This is a genomic window from Acinetobacter sp. WCHAc060033 (assembly GCF_004209125.1).
In the GTDB taxonomy this organism is placed as follows: domain Bacteria; phylum Pseudomonadota; class Gammaproteobacteria; order Pseudomonadales; family Moraxellaceae; genus Acinetobacter; species Acinetobacter wuhouensis.
In genome coordinates, this window is record NZ_SGSW01000026.1 from 1 (window position 1) to 19,460 (window position 19,460).

A 19,460-nucleotide genomic window follows, 5' to 3' on the forward strand; every position below is an offset into this window, starting at 1 on the left:
GGCGTTAGATTGGCTTACACCATTAGAGAAATTTGCTCAGCTTGTTGATTATCATATGGCTTTTGAAACTGTCGCACCTCATGTTTGAATTCGCCCCATATTTTTGCTACAGTGAACCAAATTAAGATCATCTATTTACTAGGCCTCGCATTTGCGGGGTTTTTAATGCTGAATAAAAGGAAAACTTGATGGAATTGCCCAATATTATGCACCCGGTCGCGAAGCTGAGCACCGCATTAGCCGCTGCATTGATGCTGAGCGGGTGCATGCCCGGTGAAATCCGCCCGACGATTGGCCAGCAAATGGAAACTGGCGACCAACGGTTTGGCGATCTGGTTTTCCGCCAGCTCGCACCGAATGTCTGGCAGCACACTTCCTATCTCGACATGCCGGGTTTCGGGGCAGTCGCTTCCAACGGTTTGATCGTCAGGGATGGCGGCCGCGTGCTGGTGGTCGATACCGCCTGGACCGATGACCAGACCGCCCAGATCCTCAACTGGATCAAGCAGGAGATCAACCTGCCGGTCGCGCTGGCGGTGGTGACTCACGCGCATCAGGACAAGATGGGCGGTATGGACGCGCTGCATGCGGCGGGGATTGCGACTTATGCCAATGCGTTGTCGAACCAGCTTGCCCCGCAAGAGGGGATGGTTGCGGCGCAACACAGCCTGACTTTCGCCGCCAATGGCTGGGTCGAACCAGCAACCGCGCCCAACTTTGGCCCGCTCAAGGTATTTTACCCCGGCCCCGGCCACACCAGTGACAATATCACCGTTGGGATCGACGGCACCGACATCGCTTTTGGTGGCTGCCTGATCAAGGACAGCAAGGCCAAGTCGCTCGGCAATCTCGGTGATGCCGACACTGAGCACTACGCCGCGTCAGCGCGCGCGTTTGGTGCGGCGTTCCCCAAGGCCAGCATGATCGTGATGAGCCATTCCGCCCCCGATAGCCGCGCCGCAATCACTCATACGGCCCGCATGGCCGACAAGCTGCGCTGAGCCATGGCTGACCACGTCACCCCCAATCTGCCATCGCGCGATTTCGATGTGACAGAGGCGTTTTATGCGAAGCTGGGCTTTGCGACGAGTTGGAAGGATCGCGGCTGGATGATCCTGCAGCGCGGCGGTTTGCAGCTCGAATTCTTCCCCTATCCTGACCTCGACCCAGCTACGAGCTCGTTCGGCTGTTGCCTGCGGTTGGATGATCTCGATGCCATGGTGGCATTGGTGAACGCGGCGGGAGCCGAGGAAAAAAGCACCGGCTGGCCGCGCTTCAAAGCTCCGCAACTGGAGGCGAGCGGCCTGAGGATCGGCTACCTGATCGATCCCGACTGCACGCTGGTGCGGCTGATCCAGAACCCCGACTGACCGCATGCCCGCGAAAATCAAGATTTGCGGGATCAGCACACCCGAGGCGCTCGATGCGACCATCGCGGCGCGGGCGGACTATGCCGGGTTGGTGTTCTATCCAGCGTCGCCCCGTGCGGTTACGTCGAATGTCGCGGGCGCTTTGACATCGCGCGCAGCTGGCCAGATCGCCATGGTCGGTTTGTTCGTCGATGCGGATGATGCTGTTTTATATACTCCATAAACCCTTTAAATTAATTAGGTGGTTTATGTCGCACTTCAAGTTTTACTCTGCCGACTTTTATGTTGAATTATCATTTTAAAAATGCCTTATAAAAGAAGCTTAATGTGTTTTCTTATATAGGTTTAAACATAATTGTTGTATATCTTAAATCCAATTGATCTTAAAATTTTCCTTTATTTTTTGTTATGAGTGCGAGAAAATTGTCAAAAAGGTCAATCAGACTGGGCGTTAATTTGTTTTGCATACTTTTTCCTATATCGAATTAAAGTCATATAACTAACACCATAATCTTTAGCTATTTGAGTGAAAGGGTATGAATCGTCCTTATTTTTAAGGGTATGAATTAACTCTTTTAGTTTTTCTTCTGTAATCGCAGGCGATCTTCCCTTGTATTTACCTTTCTTTTTTTTAGCTAATTTAATTCCCTCTGCTTGATTCTCACTAATAATACCCCTTTCAAGTTCAGCTACAGCGCCTAATACATGGAGTTGAAACTTATCGAACTTGTCATCTGAATTGGGGGTAAAGTTCAGGTTATTTTTGACAATATGAACAGACACTCCTTTTTTATTTAGCTTTTGAACAATGGTTACAAGGTCAATCAAGCTACGTGCCAATCTAAAAACATCATGAGCGTACACAATGTCCCCACTACGGACATAATCGAACATTTCCTGAAGTGCAGGGCGTTTGGCAGTCTTTCCGCTAAAATGATCAATAAAAGTTTTATCTAGCTCAAAGGGTAGATCATGGAGCTGTCTTTCAGGGTTTTGGTCTTTAGTGGATACACGGATATACCCCACTCTTTGAAAGGGTGTGTTTTTAATTTGATCTTCAATATCTAAATTTTCTTTTTCCATAACCAGTATAACAAAATTAGATAACCTCAATGTTATATCACATTAGATTAACAAAACAACCCTATTGTTATAGGGTTTTTAGGGTGTATTATTATATAACAATAGGGTATACCCTATTGTTATATATCTTCAGGTATAAGGAAAAATAACGATGATTAATTTTAATGATCTAAGCGAATCTGAATTATTAAGGATTGCACAGACTGGCATATCAAACCGTATAGGATTGCGTACTTCAGGACATTTGCCTGAAGATGATAGACAGGCTCTTTCAATGGAGCTTCAGGGCTTGTACGAGCAAGATAGAGAACAGTTGATACAATCAATCAAGAAACATAGTGAAGCCTATAAAAGCGAGCAGAGTAATCAGGAATGAAAATTTTTTGCTGAAGCTAATTATAAGTCTAGTCGTGATTTATGGTTGCTTGGGCGTAGTGTTTGTTTCAGAGAACTTATCAGATAACACTGTAGGCATTATTGGATTTTGTGGACTGATATTACTACCTACAGTTTATAAGTTTGTTGGAACATTCTTTAAGGCACAATGAAAGGGTGATCAATGGACAACCAATACAAACTAAGTGACGAAGAACATAGCCTTGTATTTGAGAAAATTAAAGCTGATTTTCTGAATAACTCACTGTCTATAGTCAGCCCTAAAGTCGTCATTACTGGCGGTCAGCCTGCATCGGGTAAAGGCAAGTTGGCAAGAGATTCTATAGATCAGTTCAAAGATAAAGGCGGGAGTGTAATTATTGACCCCGATCAATTAAGAGCCTATCACCCCAAGTATAATGAACTGCAAAAATTGGATGATAAAACATCTTCAGGATTCACCCACCATGATGCTAAAAAGTGGAGTTTAGAATTAATTGAAGAAGCTATAAGCCATAAGAAAAATATTGTTCTTGACCAAACAAGTGCAGATTTTCAAACCTTAAAAAATACAGTTCAAAATTTCAGAGATAAAGGCTACAAAGACGTTGAATTAAAAATAATGGCTGTGCCTGAAATTACATCACGACAAGGTATATACCATCGTTATGAAATGGAAAAGGCGCTGTATGAAACTGGGCGTTTCGTCAATATTGATATTCATAGTGAAATTTATCACAAGCTAGAAAACACAATAGAACAGTTAAAAGATGAACCCATAGTAGACAAGCTAACCGTTTATGACCGTCACTATAACGCTATTGAACAAAAGGACTTTAAAGCTGAAAGGGAAAGACCATTTTCAGATCAGGAGCGCCAACAGCATGAATATAAATGGTTCAAAGTAATAGAAGCAATGCAAACACGCTTTGCCCCATATACAGAGGTTGAGATTGTAAAGGGGCTTCAGGAAAGTGACAGACTTAAATTGAATAATCAAAAACTGGTTAGTGAAGTGACCCAAGTTGATGAAAGTACAGGTGAGAAAATGGACGTAAAAATAGTCAGTAACTTAACTAGCAACTTACTTGTTGCCAAAGATGATTTTGAAAAACAAGATGGTTATTTATCTAAAAATATCAAAGTTGATGGCGAGGACAATTTAGTTATGTTCCGTCAAAATCGAGATCATCTTGAGTTAATCAATGTTACTAAAAATGAAATGATGCTCGATAAGCCGATCGGTAATCATGATTCAAAACAACCTGAATCTACGGCATTACAGGTTTATATGGAGGTTAAAGAAAAGTTAAATAACCTTGAAAATAAAATTTTAATGAAAGTAGATGAACAGCTATCAAATAAACCTAAAGCGCCTGAAGTGAAAGGAGATAGTAAGGCTGAAGTATCTCAATTTCAAAGCAAAGCCCCAGAGCTAGATAAACACCAAATCATTAAAGAAGTCCGAATACAGCTAAAGCAAGAGGGGAAATTGGGTGCTGATTTTGCTAAGTCAGCTAATGGGCTATCCGTTGCTCATGGTGACTATATCAAGCTCAATGAAGCATACAGTCAAAAAGATGGTTTATTTAAAACCACTAATTTACCTAAAGACGCTGAAATTAAAATCACAGGTCACACAACTAAAAAAGGTGAAACCTATGCAACAGGCGTTCATAACAATTCAAATGTAGAGTTAAAAATCAGAAGTGTTGAAGCCCGCTATGGTGATCAATATGTGAAACGCTATGAAACCAATCCTGAAGTAAAACAGGCTGTAGATCAGAGAGTGATAGCACAGCAAACAACATTTAAATCTTTATCTGCTTCAAGGGTACAGGAGTTAAGCCAGTCAAGCCCAAAGCAGGATAAGCCCACTTCAGGCATGAAATTTTAATATTTCTTTCGCCAGTCATAGGGGTTAATCGGGTTAGGACTTTTCCATAACCCGATTTTTTTTGATCGAGCATTATTCTCTAAATCTATGTATGTTCTATCAGGAAGATTGTAGCGATAAGCCCAAGCGTAGCCACTGGCGACCATTGCTTTATTCACATTTAATTTATTCAAGTACAGCTCACCAAGAAACCTACCATTGTTATCAGTTCCATGCTCTTTAACGAGTACCGTTTTGTTTAAGACCATAGACATTAAATATTGTTTCGATTGTTGACCATAAGGCTGTGTAGGCGAATTTTTAGCATTATTGGCAACTTCAGGGGCATCTATGAATGACAGTCTAACCCGCCATTTAGTGTTGTTTGGTTTTGTGATACTCACAGTATCACCGTCTAAAACGTAAGTGACTTTGCCGTAATAATCAGCGTGACAGTATGCTGAAAACAAAAAAAGGGTAATACAAAAAAGCTTATTCATTTTGGTTCACCATAAAACCGTTTTAGCACGTATGGACTTGCAACTTCATTGCTTGGTCCATACGTGCTAAAACTCTTACTGTGAAAAATCATATCCCGATGCTTGGTCAAAACTGCAAGTATGCAGTCTTAACCAGGCATCTACTTTATTGAATGATTTAAGTGGGTTATGAGTGCGAGGAAATTGTCAAAAAGGTCAATCAGTAGTTTGGATTCTTTTGGCGTAAAATCTTCAATTCTTCTTTGCTAATCGCTTCGTTATTAACGATCTTGCTTTCAATTGAGTTGATTTTATCGTTTGAATTTACAGCCTTGATATAGTCAAGATCGGCTTGACTAAGCTCAGGCATAATTTCACTGGCTTGATAAATCACTACAGGTTCTTTGACTGATTCAGATTGGATCTCTTTTACTACTTTTTTAGCTTCAGGCGCTTTTGAAGTTGTTTGTGTAGTTGTGACTGTATTAATTAAAGGGCTTTCAGGTACTTTAGAAACAGATACAGTTTTTCCGTCTTTTTTAACCTCTATTTCGCCTTTTTTAGTGGTCAGTGATGTATGACTAGCCTCTATAGCAACTGGCGTTTCTGTGCCATTCTGTGCTGTTTCAGCGTATGTATTGAAAGCGATTAAGGCTAATACAGGGATTATGATTTTTTTCATAGATAATCCTAAAATTTAGACAAAAAAAAGCTAACAACCTGAATTGTTAGCTTGTGATGAAATTAGTTACCAAACCACGATTTAAAGCTTTGCGTACTGGTCACACCGCTTGAAGCATTGTTAGATGCAAGGTTAGTTTGAACAGCCGACAATTTAGCACCAATCGAGTTGATATAACCTTGTTCAATAGCAATGGCATTTGCTAAGTCTTGGGCTTCTTTAATATTGCGGGTCGAGTTAATTTTGTTCTTCAGTGTGGTTAAGTTTGCTACATGCTCATTTAAAGCATTATAGGAAGCATCACTGAAAGCAAAGCCAGTCTTAACCGTGTTGTAATTTCGCTTGTATTGATCATTGCCTAGCAATTGATTCATACCATCTGAACCAATGGTAGTAAGCACTTTGTCATAAGCCTTTTGAGCATTACCAAATGAGCCAGTCTTTTGATTGGCTACTACGTCTTGCCAAGAGCCTGAAACAACGTCTTGCACATTCTTAACGCCTGAAGTTCCGATACCAGTATTACCAGTCGTACTTTCATATTGTTTCTTCATGATCTCGTATTGCTGTTGCATTTGAACCAATTGCTTGACCATATTTGCAACGGCTGTCGGGTCGAATACAACGTCCCAAGCGTTTGCTGTGTTGGCAGTAAAGGCTAAAGCAAAAGCTACAGCCGACATTTTTATTTTATTCATTTTCATGATTTCACCCTTTCGTTAAATTCGTGTACCCACTGGGAGTAGGTCAAGTTTTCATCTTTACTCAATATTTCCTCAAGAATATTGTGTCTTAACTCATTGCCTGAAAGTATTGGGATAATTTCAGACATATTGCTTAAATCTAATTTGCTAATAACTGAATCATGCGAGTTTTTAATCATAAATTGGCGTAAATAAGGCGGTGTATTCACAACCCAATCAAATTCTGCTTGAGTACAGCCTAAGCCATTATTTTTCTCATTACCCATATATGTAGCGACATTCGCTTTATCATTCGGCAATAGAATTGATGTTTTAAACTGCCCGATCAGATCGTCATCTCTTGTAATGACTTCAGGCGTTGGCGTAACAAAGATCATCATACCGTTACGTCTACGGTACGTGGTTAGCATGATTTTAAGCCATGCTAAGTTAATCGGATTGCTGATATATCTTTGACCTTCTTCGACAACAACAATAAAGGGCTTGCCCTCAGACATGGATATATCAATTTGATGGAAGATATACATAGACATAGCGCCTAACACCACATCATTATCAATGACATTTTTCATTTCATAGCCGAAAATTCGAGCGCCATCAATTGAGAAATTGTCACTTTCATTGTCAAAAATATTGGCATAAACCCCATCATTAACCCATTTTGACATGCGTTCAGCCATGTTGTTATCTTCAGCCATACCAAACAAGCCAATAAAGTTTCTAAGCCGTCTAAGGTGCTTTTCATAGCTATAAACAGCATCTACAACGTCTTTGATCTTGTTTTCTTCAGCAGTGCTTAAAGGCTTTGGATTACCATTATCGTTGTAGTCTTGAGCCATAAAAGAAAATAGATTTCTTAGAAACAAACGGTTTTGTTCCGTGTCATCTAACTGCAATGGATTCCAACCAGTTTTAACCATTTCACTTAAAACAGTATGTCGCCCGCCCATGCTTTTAATCCAAACTGAAGCTGAATATTCAAAATCAAAATGAAAAATATAAGGCTTAAACTTATCTGAAGCAGTCAAAAGCGTATTAATTACAGTAGTCTTACCGCCACCAGTACCAGTCGTGATACGAGTATGACCTACATCATGTTCATGGAAATTGAAGTAGTAAGGCGTATTACTTGTCGTTTTAAGCTGAATGACATTCTCACCCCAATGGTTGCCATCTTTTTTGCCAGTAGAACTATTGTGCATACTGGCAAAGCCCGCAAAGTTAGTCGTGTTAATAGTTGCGGGTCTTTGGAGTAAGTGATAGTTGCCAATCAACATAGAGTAAAAAGTAGGTTCAGAAATTAAATCTTCTTTTTTAGGTATCATGTGATTGCGCTGAAATGCCCCGCTAGTTTTCTGCATTGCTTCTTTAAATTCAGATGGGGTCTTAGAGGTAACTAAAACATTTAATGAATAAATGCCGTTTAAGATACGCCCTGAAGCTAAGTCATCAATGGCAACATTAATCGCTTCAATTTGAGATTCTGACTTGTCTTGAGCATTTTTTAATTGGTTCTGACGAGTTGTACTCATGCTGATAGATTTACGTCTGTCCATCATCATGAAAGTTTGAGAAATAATTAAAGGATGATCAACTTTTAGAAATTCATCTAACATGGTGTGATCGCTACCCTCTGGATAGCTAGGAGTAGGCAAACTATAGATTGCCCCTGCCGTTAATTCACCGCTTGGGTGATAGAATTTAATAGTTCCATCAGGCGCAAAAACTCTACGTGTATAGCCTAAGTAGTTTCTGATTTCAGTTGGATGAAGTGGAATTTCTGCTTTTTCTAAGTTTAATAAATAACCGAGAAAATTCACTGTTTCAGAATACAAAACGCTATCTTTTGAATAAGTGCCTAGCTGTCTTGGGTTCGCATCTTGCAGATACTCTTTAAACATACTTACTGCATTATTTAATTCGGCAATCATTTGTTCTTCATTATCACTTCTGAAAAACAGATTTTTAAGACGAGTTAAAGGCGGGTCACTTGGGTTAGATTTTCGGACAAGCAACGACACATAAATATCATTTTGAAACATGCGTTCATTAGATAGTTTTTCATAATATTTTTGGTTAAAACTATCTGAAAATTCATTGCCATTTGCAGGCGGTATTTCGGTTTTAACTTCGTGACGATCATAATAAACGCTAACAACAAAACGAGAGCCAAGTTGTTTAAACATATCTGCACGATATTTTTTTAAAGTCTTTAATTGAGCATAGCTTTTAGTTTCATACGGAAAGCCAGTAATTTTTAAAACCGTAAAAATATCACCATTAACTAGCTTAATATCATGTTCATTGATTGGGCTTAGATAAGGTAAATTATTGATTTCCATTTGTTCAGCACCCGCTAATTTCTTTTGACTATATTCAATATTTTTATCGTCAGCTTTTGCGTGAGAATCAAAACTATAGCCACCAAAAACTTTAGTTCGCTGAAGTCTACGTTTGATCGAAAACCATAAATATTGAATCCCTCTATCTTCTTGGTAGGTCACTACAACCAACAATAAATAGATTATTCCCGATATTATTAATCCTAATTTTAGGTTGCCAATTAGTGCTAAAAAGCACGTAGCAAAACCACAAATTAGGAAAAAGTAAGTGAAAATATCTACAGGTATATTTGCCACCCTTGCAGTTCGGGCAAGACCCGCAAACAGCAAGTCTTTTTCTTCGTTTTTTTCAGTGGTTTTGCTCATGGCTCACCTATTTAGTTAAAGAAGAAATTACCAAGATCAGGGGCAACGAAAACAAGGATACCTGCAACGATTAAGCCGATACCCCAACGCTTAACTTTCTCACTACCACCGCCAAGCATTGTGATTGCCAAACAAATAACACCAGTCACGAAAGCGACTGCTGCGATAATGACTAATTCATCATTAAATTGGTTAAGCTTTTGAGCAAATTTTTGACCAAACGCAGCATTTGCCAATTGAGCATAAAAAACAGCAAATAAGACAATTGCGTATTGCTTAGGATTGAGTTTATTTAAAAGATTCATGATCTATTCCTTAAAATACTTGGACGTATTGCCCTTTGTTAAGAGTTTGAACAAACGATGCTTGTTGCACGTTTGGTTGATTGCTTGGTTGATTATTTACACGCAGGCGCACAGGTTCAGATTGTGCTGAATAGCTATTGTTTTCTGTACTTTGATTTTGACTTGCGGAGTATTGCGGGTACTGATTTTGTTGCCATGAAGCGAGAACTAGAATGTCACTTTTTCGACTGGCTTCAGTAGGGTTATTATTTGCAGTGTAAGTTTTAAATGAACCACCCCCATTTAGTGTTTGGTATTTACTGGATACAAGGCGTACATAGTTTTGTGTTTCACGGTAAGGGGGAATACCTCCAAACTTTTCAACTGCCCCATGCCCTGCATTGTATCCAGCAATCATTTTTGTAAGATCACCATTAAATCTTTTATTCAGGAAAGCGAGATAACGAGTACCCGCAATAATAGACTGTTCAGGTTCATATAATCGGCTAGGGTCTACACCCATTAAACGAGCTGTAGAGGGAATGACTTGCATCAAACCCCTAGCATCTTTATGTGATCGAGCATTTGGCTTAAAGGCGCTTTCTCTTGCCATAATTGCCGTTACTAAATTAGGGTCTAAACCATTGGCTACAGAATGTTTGTGAATAAGATCATCATAAGGTGACGCATATACAAACAGTGGCGTACTGCAAGCTAAACCGATTATAAGTTTTTTAAACATTGTCATTATTCCTTATAGAGTTATAACAGTATAACTCTACTAGCTTAATCAATAAATGGTCTATTTGAAAATTTATGTTTCTCTTTAAAGAACTGGTCTAAAGCGATAAGATAAATTAAGTTTTTGGTAAGTCTGCGGTTCTTAAATTCTTCAGGAACTTTTAATTCACCACGCTTATATCTCAAAAAGTGTTCGTCCATTTCTGCGAAAAATTCATCACTTACATAAAGTTGTTCACGTTTCATAACTTGTCCCTAAAATTTCTATACAGCCAAAAAAGAATCCGAAACTTTAGCATAGGTGCGGTATTTCATCGTTACTAAAGTTGGCGGGTAATGTCCTGAAAACTTCATATAAAAGTGCAGAGGTTTAAGACTGCTTATTTCTTCAGCTTTAACTACATTTTCTTTTTCTTTTACAAGTTCAGGTCTTGAATCTTTATTTGCAGATTTCATTTTCCTTAATACTTCAATTGCACCGAAAGCTTTTTCATATTCTTGGGGTGTATAAGTGTCTTGAGAGTTGACAGCACAGACACCAAAAGAAGAAAAACAACCACGTAGCGTAATAGAGAATTTTTCTCCATAGATCGTGATTAATTGAGCCAGACTTTGAATGCCTGCTAAAGCAATAAGTCTATGTTTACGTCCTTTAGTTAATACTGCTTCGAGATACGATAAACGGTTCAAAGAGCCGAGTTCATCTAGGCAGAATATAAAATCAGAATAGTTATCAAAGTCAGATAATAAAGAACTACAAATAACGTCAGTCGCACAGCTAACTAATGGTTGCAATGCAGTTAATTGATCTTCACGCCAAGTAATAAAAATATTGCCAGTACCATGCTTTAAATAATCCCTAAACGAAAAATCACCAATTTTAGAATGAGTGTGAGGGCTTAAATATGTAGTAACAATACTGCGTAAAGTACCGACTAATTCAGAGTTGCCAAGTAAGCTGTAAGCTTGAGTACCTACTAAAAACTCTTTGAGTTTATCGTCACTTGAAATTAATAAAATTTCTAAAAATTGTTGTGTCTGCTGTTCTCTAGTAAGTTCATCCATTTCTAAAACTTTGGTCATGGCAGACTTAACAATAGTACGAGCCATCGTATTAAAATTTTCGTGATTTGCGTCTGAAGATTTAGGAATGATTGTCATTGAATATGTTTCAATGTCATAAGAATTTTGTACTTCATTAATCACTGACCAATGGACTGATCGAGCATCGAAAGGGTTGAAAATAACATCACCTTTCTTAGCAAATAAACTTGCGTAAGTTCCGTTAGGGTCAACCACAATTAAGCGGGTTTTACTGCGAGAATCAGCAACACAAGAATCTAAAAAATCACTGATTGAAACTGACTTACCTTGACCAGTACCACCAGTTAAAAGGAAGTGTTTATATTTTAAATCTTTAGGAACAGGCATACCGCAAAAACGGATTTGGTAATCTTTTTCTTTGGTCATTCTTCTTAATTTGAATGGGCTTACTAATTGCAAGCCCCGAAGAACACGAACGTATCTTTCGCCCCCAAAAGGTGTTTTATTGTTTTGAAAATAAAACCAAGCCAAAGCACTACTAATAACCAAAGCCAACAGCAATATTAAAACGTATAAAGGCGTTTTAAACGTCAATGGAATTGCATAAAGAATAGCTTGGACTTTATGATCTTTTGGGATAATAAAAAACTTCGGTAAAAAAATAGCCCATGTTGTAATCACAGTGATTACAACAGCTAAAACAGCGTGACCGAAGATTTTTTGCGATTGATCATTCATTTTACTGTCCCCAAGAATTTTTGAACGGCTTGATGGGAAGCGACCTTATAAGAATCCATGCTTGACTGCATCATGAGCATGTTAGCTTTAAGCTTCGCTTGATTGGCTACCAACATACTGTTTTCAATAGCAAGGGCATTCGCCAAGTCTTTTGATTGCTTTAACGTATTGGTACTTACTTGAGCCAACGACTTTAGGTTTTGCATATTACAATTTACTTGTGTCCAAGCTACTTCAGCGTCTACATAAGCTGTGTTTACACGGCTTGCAGTTATGTTTTGAATCTGTGCCAATTCCTTGCTTGCATATACACCAGTATTGGTCGCAATTTGACGTTGCAATTCGTTGTAGGCGTTTTGCTCTTTAGGTGTATTGAAAATATTAGTCGGTTGAGCATCAAAGCCATTAGGCAATTCAAAGCCTGCAATTTGCATCACATTGGTAAGAAGTCCTAGCCCTGCAAGCCCTTTAGTCACACTGTCATATTGCCCTTTCAAGACTTGAATCTGCTTCATTAATTCTTGAACTTGTAGAACTGCATCGGCATTTTTTGTCGGGTCAAAAACTGTTTTACCTACGCCACCAGTTACAGGGGGAACAGGCGGTAGGTTGATAGGTGAATCAATATCAACTTGTTCTGCTTCAGGTAGCTTTACAGGCTTACATGCGCTTTGTGTTTCTAGCTTGGCTTGTATCTTCTTCTGATTACTGTTTTCTATGCCAGTCGTTGCAGGCTTGCCACCTGAAGTAGTCCCGCCTTTAATTACGTTGCCACCAAAATATGAACCAGTACCGCCATAATTTCTATAAAACTGGGCGATCTTAGGCACATAGTCTTGCGTTTCTTTAGGCATAACTTTTTTATTACCTTTCAGATACGAACGTAAATTACCCATACCCCAGTTATAGGCATAGAGTGCATGGGGCATGTTGCCGAATTGCTGATTTAATTGCTTCAGGTAACGAGTACCCGCATTAACATTTTGTGTGGGGTCATTGGGATTGGTAACGCCCAAAGAACGAGCCGTTGCGGGCATAAGTTGCATTAAACCTTGAGCGCCTACGCCTGACTTAGCAGTATTGTTATGCGAAGATTCTTTTTGAATTACTGCATGAATTAAAAGCGGGTCATATCCATATTTAGCTGAAGCTGAAGTCACAATATCGTTGTAAGGTAAATTTGAAGCAATAGTTGCCCCGCTTAAACCTACCAGTACCAGTAGCGATAGTTTTTTTAATTTCATTTTCATTATTCCTCTACCGCAACGAGGACAGTTTAACCAGGAACTACGTTACCTGTTTAAACTTGGCCCGTTGCTATTTCATCACTTAGCCACAGCCAAACGGTTAGCTAGATCAACTAAGGTTTTATAGTGTGAGCCTTGTTCACCCATTGATAACTCATAGCACCCGCCATTTGCTTGAACTCGCATGAAGTCGTGAGCTTGGCTTGTATTGTCAGAAATGGTCGGAGATACAAACAATGCTTTTGCGTTAGGGATGCTTACTGGCAATTCACCAAATAACCCCACTTCTTGCGGTACACAAGCAGGGTCAATGCTGTAATAAACTTTAAGATCGGCACATGCTTCGTTTTGGCAACTGGCATCACTTGAAAATTTATAAGTGACATAGTTCCCTTGATTGGGAGCTTCAGGCACATAAGTTAATTTATTGCTTTGAGCAAATGACTGAAGAACTTGGGTAAATGTCTGCGGTAACTGTGCTTCAGCAGACAAACTAATTAAGGCGCAAAGAGCAATAGTTGTTTTTTTCATGGCTTAGTCCTTTTTAAATTTGTATGCTTGGCTTGGGTTATCAACATCGGTCAGAGTAATAACACCGCCCTTTTGTTCCATTAAGAAAGCGTCTTGATTGTTATATTGAACAACCATTTTTTTATCTTTCTCTACAGCCGATAATGCAACATCACCCCATGAGTTTTTTAAGGTAACTTGAGTACCTTTATTGGCAACGATAAGCCCGCTACTCATGCCTTGTTCTTTCTCAAATGCTGTTTGATCAATACGATTGTATTGTCCGTCCAAGCCCTTAGATGAGCAGGCAACACTAGCTAAACTAAGCAACGCTAGAAAAATGTGTTTTTTCATTTTTGAAATCCTCATAAGCTTTAAAATAAATAGCTGAACAGCCATAACCGCCTGTTTCTGTTCTTCCAAGTTGAACAATAATGTCTACACTTTGTTTAACAAAAGATTTAACTTGGTCACTGGTTAATGTAGTGCCTGCCATAAGAACCATAAGCGTTAAACGCTCAATAGCATTAAGTGGGTCATTGGCATGTAATGTCGCAATTGAACCGCCATGCCCTGAAGAAATTAGGTTTAAATAAGTGAATGCTTCAGCACCTCGAATCTCACCCAGTAAAATGCGTTTTGGATACAAACGCAGGCAAGCTTCCATTAATGACTGTGCATCGACTTTAGCTTTACCCTGTCCACCTCTTGAATAATAAAGTTGCAACGTATTTTCATGCGGAGGGCGTAACTCCTTAGCATCTTCAATAGTGATTAGTCGTTCGCCCAGTGGTATGCAGTCATGAATAATGGAGTTAAAAAAAGTTGTTTTTCCTGAACCTGTACCCGCAGAAATAATGATATTTTTTTCATAACCCACCGCTTTACGAATGAACTCATGAAAGTTTCGGGCTTCGTATAAATCGAATAGCTCTTGATCTTTTGCAGTGATTTTTGCAAATGGTTCAACAGAATTTAAAACTTCCTCATAAGCTGAAAATGGCAGACTTAAAATACTTGGTTTACGAATAGATAAGCCGATCGACCCGCCAGTTACGGCAGGGTCACGGACAAATTGAATACGGAAAAATAAACCCTCATGTTGCGGTGATGCAATTTGAGCAGAAAGCAAAGGCTGTGCTTCTGAAATTGTTTGATTGGTTTCAGTTGCAATGCCTTCGGCTAATCGCTTCAAAAGCGCATAGGTAAGGTTAGGATTCTCTTTTTTAATCATGTCCCTTGTACCTTTCATAGCAATGAAATATTCCAAAGGCTTATTAACTGAAATTTCAGTAATTTGATCATTATCAAGATCATCACCAAAAGCTTTTTTCAAATCTTCAAGTACAAGGATTGACATAATTAAGCGCCTTTCTTATTGGTTTAAAATAGTTGAAAAGTCCAAGTCTTTAGCAACTAGAACTTTAATGCGTGTGCCGTGAGCGACTGTAATAGTCGGAGGAATTGACAAGTTACGTTGTAGAACACGGTCAGCTTGATTGCCGAATGAGTTTGCAACTTCAGTACGATAAGTCTGTGAAGCATTGTTTTGGTCGCTACTGCTAACACCTGCATTACTTACACCCGCACCAATAATGCTAAGTAAAGTAGCTGTTCCGAATATGCGCCCATAATGGTTGTTCACTTTACCGCCTAAGCCTGCGATACCAAGACTGTTAGTGCTTGGGCTATCGAGCATAATTTCTACGCCATTAGGTGTGATTGCACGATTCCAAACCGCCCCGATTTCTGCTTGTCCGTCATTAACAATTGATGAGTATTGACCGAATAAACGAGTACCCGCAGGCAGTAAACGATTACGTCCTTGTTCGCTATAAACATCATTAGTTACACGAGCAATAATGTTGCTTGGTAAATCGCTTTTAACAGCAGTTTCTAAAACTGCATCTACGATCTTGCCTTGTTGTATAAGCATTCTACGATCAGCGTTATAACTTGCATGAGCAATAGGCGCTTTTTGATTAGAAGTGCTTGAATCAAAACGACCACCCATAGAACCCGCAGTGCTATTTGCAATGCGTGGATTTACATTGCTTGCACCCGCTTGGTTGCCATTGGCATTAGATTGTTGTGAAGCTTGCATACCCATAAATAACGGTGCAAGTTCAGGCGGTATGCCTGCCATTGCACTAGCATCACCATTAGGGCTAACACCGCCACCTTTACCGCCATTCTCATTAACCATGATTCCAGACTTGTAGCGGGCGTTTAAAAGGGCTTGTTCTTTAGCCATAGCATCTTGTCTAGCCTGCTCTTGTTGCATTGCTAGTTGTTGTTGCTGTTCAGCTAATTGACGCTCCATTTCGAGCTGTTCAGGGCTTTTTTCAGTAGGGTTTACAGGGTCAGGGGTAGTCGCAGTTGGGATTGGTTGCGGATTTCCGAATCCGAATCTATCCATGCCATTAAAATTACTGCCGTCCATCCCTGTTACTGGTTTAGCAACAGCACTTTCTACACCGCTTTCTACACGGCTTTCTTTGTTCTTTTGCAATTTCAGATAAACGCCAAAAATTACCAAGCCAATAATGAGGGCTAGTAAGCCACCGAACTTAACCAATTTGCCTATGTCTATATTTTTAACAGACGTTTTAGGCTTATTCTCAAAAGCATCTTGACGTTCAAAATCATCTTTACCATGTTCTTTTTTTTCATCATGGAAAACATGATTTTCAGTGCTGAAGTTATCTTGGGTTTTAAAGTCATCGTTACCCAAATTTTTATTTTCATTTGTCATTTTATTTTCCTCCAATCACTTCAGGTTTACGGAGAATACAAACGTATTCTTTGCCAAGTCGCAGAGTGAAAGCATCGTTTACTTTCTCAATCACGATTACATCCCCCTCTTGTCTTGAGTTGGTAAGTTCTTCGTATCCCTCACCATTAACCGCATAAACTGCGGGACGAGGTGAATTTTTCGCAATACGAATAAATGTGAATTGGTCATCATCACTTACGCCAAGAACTTTAATAGATTTGCTTTTAGTGGCATCCATTCCCCATTTTTGGCTTGTCATAGGCAGTTCACCTAAAGCGGGACGAGGTGCATTTTGTTGTGCCAATTGAATACAAATAAGATAAGTAATAAAGAATATTGAGATAATTGTGGGATATTGAGGGATAAGTTAGGATTTATTGGGATAGATTTTGAAATGTTTTTGCGTATGTTGCAATAGAGTTTGGGGGAAAATTTGGCTGCCGATGGTTTAATCCATGGCAGCCATTTTTATTACTCGTCTGTTGGAGTGATTCTTTCGATACCACAGCGTTTGCACCAGCTGCGTAGATGGTTGATGATCATATCTGCGTGATGGCTGCTTAAAAACTGTAATGCACTTACACTTACCTTATTTTCTACAAACTTAGCCAAGGCTTTCTCGCTTCCGTTTCGAACTTGGCCTGCGTTATACAATTCAAGCCATAGATGGCGTATAAGGCGGCTTTGTGGGTCGCTTGCAAGGTTATTTACGCCAGACTTATTCTTAGATTCAACAGCAAAACCGAGCTGTTTAAGTCGATTCAGAACTGCATCCAACTGTTGGATCGTCATGTCTTTAGAGCTGGTTTTACCTGTACAACTTTCAAGTACTTCACGGTATAGCTCATCATCAAGACCAAGCTGAGTTTTACCGACATGAATGAGCTGAATAAGCTTGGATTTTTTATTGAACTTCATCTTTTTCACCTCGCTGTGCTTCTAAAATTGATGGTGGTACGGATGTATCAATTTTTTGGTCAATTACGGCATAGCATTTATATGTCTTAGAACCAACAAAGAAACCGCCAAGTCGTTCACATTCTGAGGCAATTTTATTGTGAGCAACTGAGTCTGACCAAAGCCATGCAATTATGAAACCTAGAATGAAAGTCCCCATATCAAACTCCTGCCATTGCTTGAAATAAACCTAAAATTGCAAGAAATGCCAATGCTAGTGAAGCACTAGCTTTGAGTTTATAAGTACGCTTTTCAAATACTGTTAAACCAGTGTTATTGCGTGTTACCCAAGACAGTTTTGCATCCTTAAAACAGGCCACTAGCCCCATTAAGAAAACTGCAAAATATGCAAGTACTGTTAGCCAACTCATTAACTCAGTCATGATGAGCCTCCAATACGCTCATATTGTTTGCCACCATTCATGGCTTGATTAAGCTGTGCTGATTTTCCAGATTGTTTGCCTGCATGATAGTCATTGGCTGCGCGATCATTTAATGCTTTACCTTTATTACGATCTTTAGGCGTGAATGATCCGAGTTTTGAATGGGTCTGGTTCATATACTTGGTGATGCGATCTTTTGTGTTGGCTGGTGTTTCAATATCTAAGCCAGTAATTAAATACTTAACTGAATCTACCCAGCCTTCACAGAATAAGTCTGCCCGACGTACCTTATTTTTTTTAACAGTGACACGTTTTAAAGTTGTTTCAATAAAGTTCTTTCGCGATCGAATGACTTGGCGATAAAGCACGTCAAATGTATAAGAGGCAACTTCAGGTGCTGGATCGACACCGATAAATGTCCATGAGGCCTTGATTCCCCATGCGCTACTACCAGAACTGAAAATAGGTTTACATTGCATTGCTCTAGCAATCAGCAAAACTAAACTAGCTTCCCAAGCTTGTGGGGTTTTAGTCGCCTTGCTATCACAACTGGCTTCTACAATATCGAGCAAATCAGGATCAATCTGGAACTCTCGCATCAATGCTTGTGCTTGACGTAATGCAATCGCAGCCTCGTTTTCATTTGCTGATTTTGCCAATGCCAAACACTTTTTGATTTTTAAAATAGCTTCTTCTCGAGTCATGCTCATTACGATATCTCCTTAATACTTTGAACAACTTCGGGTGGTAATTTTTCTAAGTCTTCACGTGTGATCATTTACATTTCCTAAAATTTGGGTTAAAAAAATCCCGCCAAATGGCGGGACCTTTGGCAATTCAGGCTTTAGCCTGTGTTTCAATTAACAAAGTGTTTCTGGTTGGGCTATAGCGCGAACCAAAGCCATGATTCCTTGTTGAATATCTGTCTTAGCGATTGCGGCCCAACGTAAAGGTTCGGCAGCTTCAAAACGACGATACTCATCACATTCTTTAGAGCTGCCTGAATAAACGGTGTAAGGTCTGCCTTCAAATTCCATTCCCTTAATCGAACGGCACGCTTCTGCAAGCTTGTATTCAGTATCAGTATCTAAACGTGCCGTTAGTTCTTGCTGTAATTTAAGCAATTCAGCACCAGTAGTTTTGATACGATTAATTAAGTCGATTTCTTCTTTAGAAAGTTCTCGATAGTCCTTTATTTTTTGATTTTCCATTATTTCACCGCCTCTTTAAGTGCTTTACCAGCTTTGAAAGTTGGAACTTTTGATGCTGCAATTTGAATCTCTGCACCTGTTTTCGGGTTGCGTCCTGCACGCGCAGCACGGTCAGTTACTTTGAATGTGCCGAAGCCTGTTAATGTGATTTCACCACCTTTAGATAGCTCATCAGTTACAGCAGCTTCGAACGCCTGAAGAGCCTCTGCTGCTTTGGCTTGAGTTAATTCAGCACGTTCAGCAATTTGTTTAATAACTTCAGATTTAGTCATGGTTTTTTCCTTTTTAGGGT

26 protein-coding genes are annotated in these 19,460 nt (G+C 39.5%); 5 read left to right on the plus strand and 21 right to left on the minus strand.

Going from position 1 to position 19,460, the window contains the following annotated elements:
• Positions 1-188 precede the first annotated feature (188 nt).
• From EXE10_RS12475 to EXE10_RS12485, 3 genes are read left to right on the plus strand one after another with little or no spacing between them, the layout of a single operon-like run.
• Positions 189-1,001 (plus strand): subclass B1 metallo-beta-lactamase NDM-1, encoded by an 813-nt coding sequence (locus tag EXE10_RS12475; protein ID WP_004201164.1) that lies wholly within the window; start codon positions 189-191, stop codon positions 999-1,001.
• A 3-nt stretch (positions 1,002-1,004) separates the two neighbouring features.
• On the plus strand, positions 1,005-1,370 hold the full coding sequence (gene ble, locus EXE10_RS12480) for a bleomycin binding protein Ble-MBL (protein ID WP_004201167.1): 366 nt from the start codon (positions 1,005-1,007) through the stop codon (positions 1,368-1,370).
• A 4-nt stretch (positions 1,371-1,374) separates the two neighbouring features.
• Positions 1,375-1,593 carry a hypothetical protein gene (locus tag EXE10_RS12485; RefSeq protein WP_069120563.1) on the plus strand — a complete coding sequence of 73 codons (219 nt, stop codon included), beginning with the start codon at positions 1,375-1,377 and terminating at the stop codon, positions 1,591-1,593.
• Positions 1,594-1,805: 212 nt separating this feature from the next.
• On the opposite strand, the gene EXE10_RS12490 is transcribed toward EXE10_RS12485, so the two are convergent.
• Positions 1,806-2,453 (minus strand): recombinase family protein, encoded by a 648-nt coding sequence (locus EXE10_RS12490; protein WP_004993315.1) that lies wholly within the window; start codon positions 2,451-2,453, stop codon positions 1,806-1,808.
• 151 nt (positions 2,454-2,604) lie between these two features.
• Here EXE10_RS12490 and EXE10_RS12495 point away from each other — a divergent pair, with 151 nt between their 5' ends.
• On the plus strand, positions 2,605-2,829 hold the full coding sequence (locus tag EXE10_RS12495; protein WP_015056389.1) for a hypothetical protein: 225 nt from the start codon (positions 2,605-2,607) through the stop codon (positions 2,827-2,829).
• Between the two features lie 183 nt (positions 2,830-3,012).
• Positions 3,013-4,725 carry a zeta toxin family protein gene (locus EXE10_RS12500; RefSeq protein ID WP_015060705.1) on the plus strand — a complete coding sequence of 571 codons (1,713 nt, stop codon included), beginning with the start codon at positions 3,013-3,015 and terminating at the stop codon, positions 4,723-4,725.
• Here the strand turns inward: EXE10_RS12500 and EXE10_RS12505 are convergent.
• The 20 genes from EXE10_RS12505 to EXE10_RS12600 form a co-directional block, all read right to left on the minus strand.
• The gene (locus EXE10_RS12505) at positions 4,722-5,204 is read right to left on the minus strand and encodes a thermonuclease family protein (protein ID WP_015060706.1); all 483 of its coding nucleotides are present in this window, start codon (positions 5,202-5,204) and stop codon (positions 4,722-4,724) included. The two genes, EXE10_RS12500 and EXE10_RS12505, sit on opposite strands and share 4 nt — an antisense overlap.
• Before the next feature lie 199 nt (positions 5,205-5,403).
• Positions 5,404-5,865 (minus strand): hypothetical protein, encoded by a 462-nt coding sequence (locus tag EXE10_RS12510; protein ID WP_015060707.1) that lies wholly within the window; start codon positions 5,863-5,865, stop codon positions 5,404-5,406.
• Between the two features lie 62 nt (positions 5,866-5,927).
• On the minus strand, positions 5,928-6,569 hold the full coding sequence (locus EXE10_RS12515; protein ID WP_004999358.1) for a type IV secretion system protein: 642 nt from the start codon (positions 6,567-6,569) through the stop codon (positions 5,928-5,930).
• On the minus strand, positions 6,566-9,277 hold the full coding sequence (locus EXE10_RS12520; RefSeq protein ID WP_015060708.1) for a VirB4: 2,712 nt from the start codon (positions 9,275-9,277) through the stop codon (positions 6,566-6,568). Before EXE10_RS12520 ends, EXE10_RS12515 begins: the two co-directional genes overlap by 4 nt.
• Before the next feature lie 11 nt (positions 9,278-9,288).
• Positions 9,289-9,582: a TrbC/VirB2 family protein gene (locus EXE10_RS12525; RefSeq protein WP_017480461.1), complete on the minus strand. Its 294-nt coding sequence runs from the start codon at positions 9,580-9,582 to the stop codon at positions 9,289-9,291.
• Between the two features lie 10 nt (positions 9,583-9,592).
• Positions 9,593-10,303 carry a lytic transglycosylase domain-containing protein gene (locus EXE10_RS12530; protein ID WP_017480462.1) on the minus strand — a complete coding sequence of 237 codons (711 nt, stop codon included), beginning with the start codon at positions 10,301-10,303 and terminating at the stop codon, positions 9,593-9,595.
• A 44-nt stretch (positions 10,304-10,347) separates the two neighbouring features.
• Complete coding sequence (locus EXE10_RS12535; protein WP_004999346.1) at positions 10,348-10,548, minus strand: hypothetical protein; 201 nt, start codon at positions 10,546-10,548, stop codon at positions 10,348-10,350.
• Positions 10,549-10,566: 18 nt separating this feature from the next.
• On the minus strand, positions 10,567-12,084 hold the full coding sequence (locus EXE10_RS12540; RefSeq protein ID WP_015060710.1) for a type IV secretion system DNA-binding domain-containing protein: 1,518 nt from the start codon (positions 12,082-12,084) through the stop codon (positions 10,567-10,569).
• Positions 12,081-13,328 (minus strand): lytic transglycosylase domain-containing protein, encoded by a 1,248-nt coding sequence (locus EXE10_RS12545; RefSeq protein ID WP_017480463.1) that lies wholly within the window; start codon positions 13,326-13,328, stop codon positions 12,081-12,083. Before EXE10_RS12545 ends, EXE10_RS12540 begins: the two co-directional genes overlap by 4 nt.
• Before the next feature lie 81 nt (positions 13,329-13,409).
• Complete coding sequence (locus EXE10_RS12550) at positions 13,410-13,862, minus strand: hypothetical protein (protein WP_004999340.1); 453 nt, start codon at positions 13,860-13,862, stop codon at positions 13,410-13,412.
• A gap of 3 nt (positions 13,863-13,865) precedes the next feature.
• Complete coding sequence (locus EXE10_RS12555) at positions 13,866-14,195, minus strand: hypothetical protein (protein WP_004999338.1); 330 nt, start codon at positions 14,193-14,195, stop codon at positions 13,866-13,868.
• Positions 14,164-15,201 (minus strand): P-type DNA transfer ATPase VirB11, encoded by a 1,038-nt coding sequence (virB11, locus tag EXE10_RS12560; protein WP_015060713.1) that lies wholly within the window; start codon positions 15,199-15,201, stop codon positions 14,164-14,166. The genes EXE10_RS12555 and virB11 overlap by 32 nt, the downstream gene beginning before the upstream one ends.
• 15 nt (positions 15,202-15,216) lie before the next feature.
• A complete protein-coding gene (locus EXE10_RS12565; RefSeq protein WP_005000433.1) occupies positions 15,217-16,596 on the minus strand; it encodes a TrbI/VirB10 family protein in 1,380 nt (459 codons plus the stop codon).
• A 1-nt stretch (position 16,597) separates the two neighbouring features.
• Entirely contained in the window at positions 16,598-16,876 is a 279-nt protein-coding gene (locus tag EXE10_RS12570) for a TrbG/VirB9 family P-type conjugative transfer protein (protein ID WP_228256829.1), read from the minus strand.
• 212 nt (positions 16,877-17,088) lie between these two features.
• Positions 17,089-17,535: a gp16 family protein gene (locus tag EXE10_RS12575; protein ID WP_130113586.1), complete on the minus strand. Its 447-nt coding sequence runs from the start codon at positions 17,533-17,535 to the stop codon at positions 17,089-17,091.
• Positions 17,522-17,734 (minus strand): hypothetical protein, encoded by a 213-nt coding sequence (locus EXE10_RS12580; RefSeq protein WP_130113587.1) that lies wholly within the window; start codon positions 17,732-17,734, stop codon positions 17,522-17,524. Before EXE10_RS12580 ends, EXE10_RS12575 begins: the two co-directional genes overlap by 14 nt.
• A gap of 1 nt (position 17,735) precedes the next feature.
• The gene (locus tag EXE10_RS12585) at positions 17,736-17,957 is read right to left on the minus strand and encodes a hypothetical protein (RefSeq protein WP_130113588.1); all 222 of its coding nucleotides are present in this window, start codon (positions 17,955-17,957) and stop codon (positions 17,736-17,738) included.
• Positions 17,954-18,667, minus strand: coding sequence for a DUF2786 domain-containing protein (locus tag EXE10_RS12590; RefSeq protein ID WP_130113589.1), 714 nt, complete (start codon positions 18,665-18,667; stop codon positions 17,954-17,956). Before EXE10_RS12590 ends, EXE10_RS12585 begins: the two co-directional genes overlap by 4 nt.
• A 150-nt stretch (positions 18,668-18,817) precedes the next feature.
• On the minus strand, positions 18,818-19,168 hold the full coding sequence (locus EXE10_RS12595) for a hypothetical protein (RefSeq protein WP_130113590.1): 351 nt from the start codon (positions 19,166-19,168) through the stop codon (positions 18,818-18,820).
• Positions 19,168-19,440 carry an HU family DNA-binding protein gene (locus EXE10_RS12600; protein WP_130113591.1) on the minus strand — a complete coding sequence of 91 codons (273 nt, stop codon included), beginning with the start codon at positions 19,438-19,440 and terminating at the stop codon, positions 19,168-19,170. Before EXE10_RS12600 ends, EXE10_RS12595 begins: the two co-directional genes overlap by 1 nt.
• Positions 19,441-19,460 lie beyond the last annotated feature (20 nt).

What these genes read in the sequence shown, in the direction of transcription:
- EXE10_RS12475 (WP_004201164.1), top strand. Translation starts at nt 189, where the DNA reads ATGGAATTGCCCAATATTATGCACCCGGTCGCGAAGCTGAGCACCGCA.
- ble (WP_004201167.1), top strand. Translation starts at nt 1,005, where the DNA reads ATGGCTGACCACGTCACCCCCAATCTGCCATCGCGCGATTTCGATGTG.
- EXE10_RS12485 (WP_069120563.1), top strand. Translation starts at nt 1,375, where the DNA reads ATGCCCGCGAAAATCAAGATTTGCGGGATCAGCACACCCGAGGCGCTC.
- EXE10_RS12490 (WP_004993315.1), bottom strand. Translation starts at nt 2,453, where the DNA reads ATGGAAAAAGAAAATTTAGATATTGAAGATCAAATTAAAAACACACCC.
- EXE10_RS12495 (WP_015056389.1), top strand. Translation starts at nt 2,605, where the DNA reads ATGATTAATTTTAATGATCTAAGCGAATCTGAATTATTAAGGATTGCA.
- EXE10_RS12500 (WP_015060705.1), top strand. Translation starts at nt 3,013, where the DNA reads ATGGACAACCAATACAAACTAAGTGACGAAGAACATAGCCTTGTATTT.
- EXE10_RS12505 (WP_015060706.1), bottom strand. Translation starts at nt 5,204, where the DNA reads ATGAATAAGCTTTTTTGTATTACCCTTTTTTTGTTTTCAGCATACTGT.
- EXE10_RS12510 (WP_015060707.1), bottom strand. Translation starts at nt 5,865, where the DNA reads ATGAAAAAAATCATAATCCCTGTATTAGCCTTAATCGCTTTCAATACA.
- EXE10_RS12515 (WP_004999358.1), bottom strand. Translation starts at nt 6,569, where the DNA reads ATGAAAATGAATAAAATAAAAATGTCGGCTGTAGCTTTTGCTTTAGCC.
- EXE10_RS12520 (WP_015060708.1), bottom strand. Translation starts at nt 9,277, where the DNA reads ATGAGCAAAACCACTGAAAAAAACGAAGAAAAAGACTTGCTGTTTGCG.
- EXE10_RS12525 (WP_017480461.1), bottom strand. Translation starts at nt 9,582, where the DNA reads ATGAATCTTTTAAATAAACTCAATCCTAAGCAATACGCAATTGTCTTA.
- EXE10_RS12530 (WP_017480462.1), bottom strand. Translation starts at nt 10,303, where the DNA reads ATGTTTAAAAAACTTATAATCGGTTTAGCTTGCAGTACGCCACTGTTT.
- EXE10_RS12535 (WP_004999346.1), bottom strand. Translation starts at nt 10,548, where the DNA reads ATGAAACGTGAACAACTTTATGTAAGTGATGAATTTTTCGCAGAAATG.
- EXE10_RS12540 (WP_015060710.1), bottom strand. Translation starts at nt 12,084, where the DNA reads ATGAATGATCAATCGCAAAAAATCTTCGGTCACGCTGTTTTAGCTGTT.
- EXE10_RS12545 (WP_017480463.1), bottom strand. Translation starts at nt 13,328, where the DNA reads ATGAAATTAAAAAAACTATCGCTACTGGTACTGGTAGGTTTAAGCGGG.
- EXE10_RS12550 (WP_004999340.1), bottom strand. Translation starts at nt 13,862, where the DNA reads ATGAAAAAAACAACTATTGCTCTTTGCGCCTTAATTAGTTTGTCTGCT.
- EXE10_RS12555 (WP_004999338.1), bottom strand. Translation starts at nt 14,195, where the DNA reads ATGAAAAAACACATTTTTCTAGCGTTGCTTAGTTTAGCTAGTGTTGCC.
- virB11 (WP_015060713.1), bottom strand. Translation starts at nt 15,201, where the DNA reads ATGTCAATCCTTGTACTTGAAGATTTGAAAAAAGCTTTTGGTGATGAT.
- EXE10_RS12565 (WP_005000433.1), bottom strand. Translation starts at nt 16,596, where the DNA reads ATGACAAATGAAAATAAAAATTTGGGTAACGATGACTTTAAAACCCAA.
- EXE10_RS12570 (WP_228256829.1), bottom strand. Translation starts at nt 16,876, where the DNA reads ATGACAAGCCAAAAATGGGGAATGGATGCCACTAAAAGCAAATCTATT.
- EXE10_RS12575 (WP_130113586.1), bottom strand. Translation starts at nt 17,535, where the DNA reads ATGAAGTTCAATAAAAAATCCAAGCTTATTCAGCTCATTCATGTCGGT.
- EXE10_RS12580 (WP_130113587.1), bottom strand. Translation starts at nt 17,734, where the DNA reads ATGGGGACTTTCATTCTAGGTTTCATAATTGCATGGCTTTGGTCAGAC.
- EXE10_RS12585 (WP_130113588.1), bottom strand. Translation starts at nt 17,957, where the DNA reads ATGACTGAGTTAATGAGTTGGCTAACAGTACTTGCATATTTTGCAGTT.
- EXE10_RS12590 (WP_130113589.1), bottom strand. Translation starts at nt 18,667, where the DNA reads ATGAGCATGACTCGAGAAGAAGCTATTTTAAAAATCAAAAAGTGTTTG.
- EXE10_RS12595 (WP_130113590.1), bottom strand. Translation starts at nt 19,168, where the DNA reads ATGGAAAATCAAAAAATAAAGGACTATCGAGAACTTTCTAAAGAAGAA.
- EXE10_RS12600 (WP_130113591.1), bottom strand. Translation starts at nt 19,440, where the DNA reads ATGACTAAATCTGAAGTTATTAAACAAATTGCTGAACGTGCTGAATTA.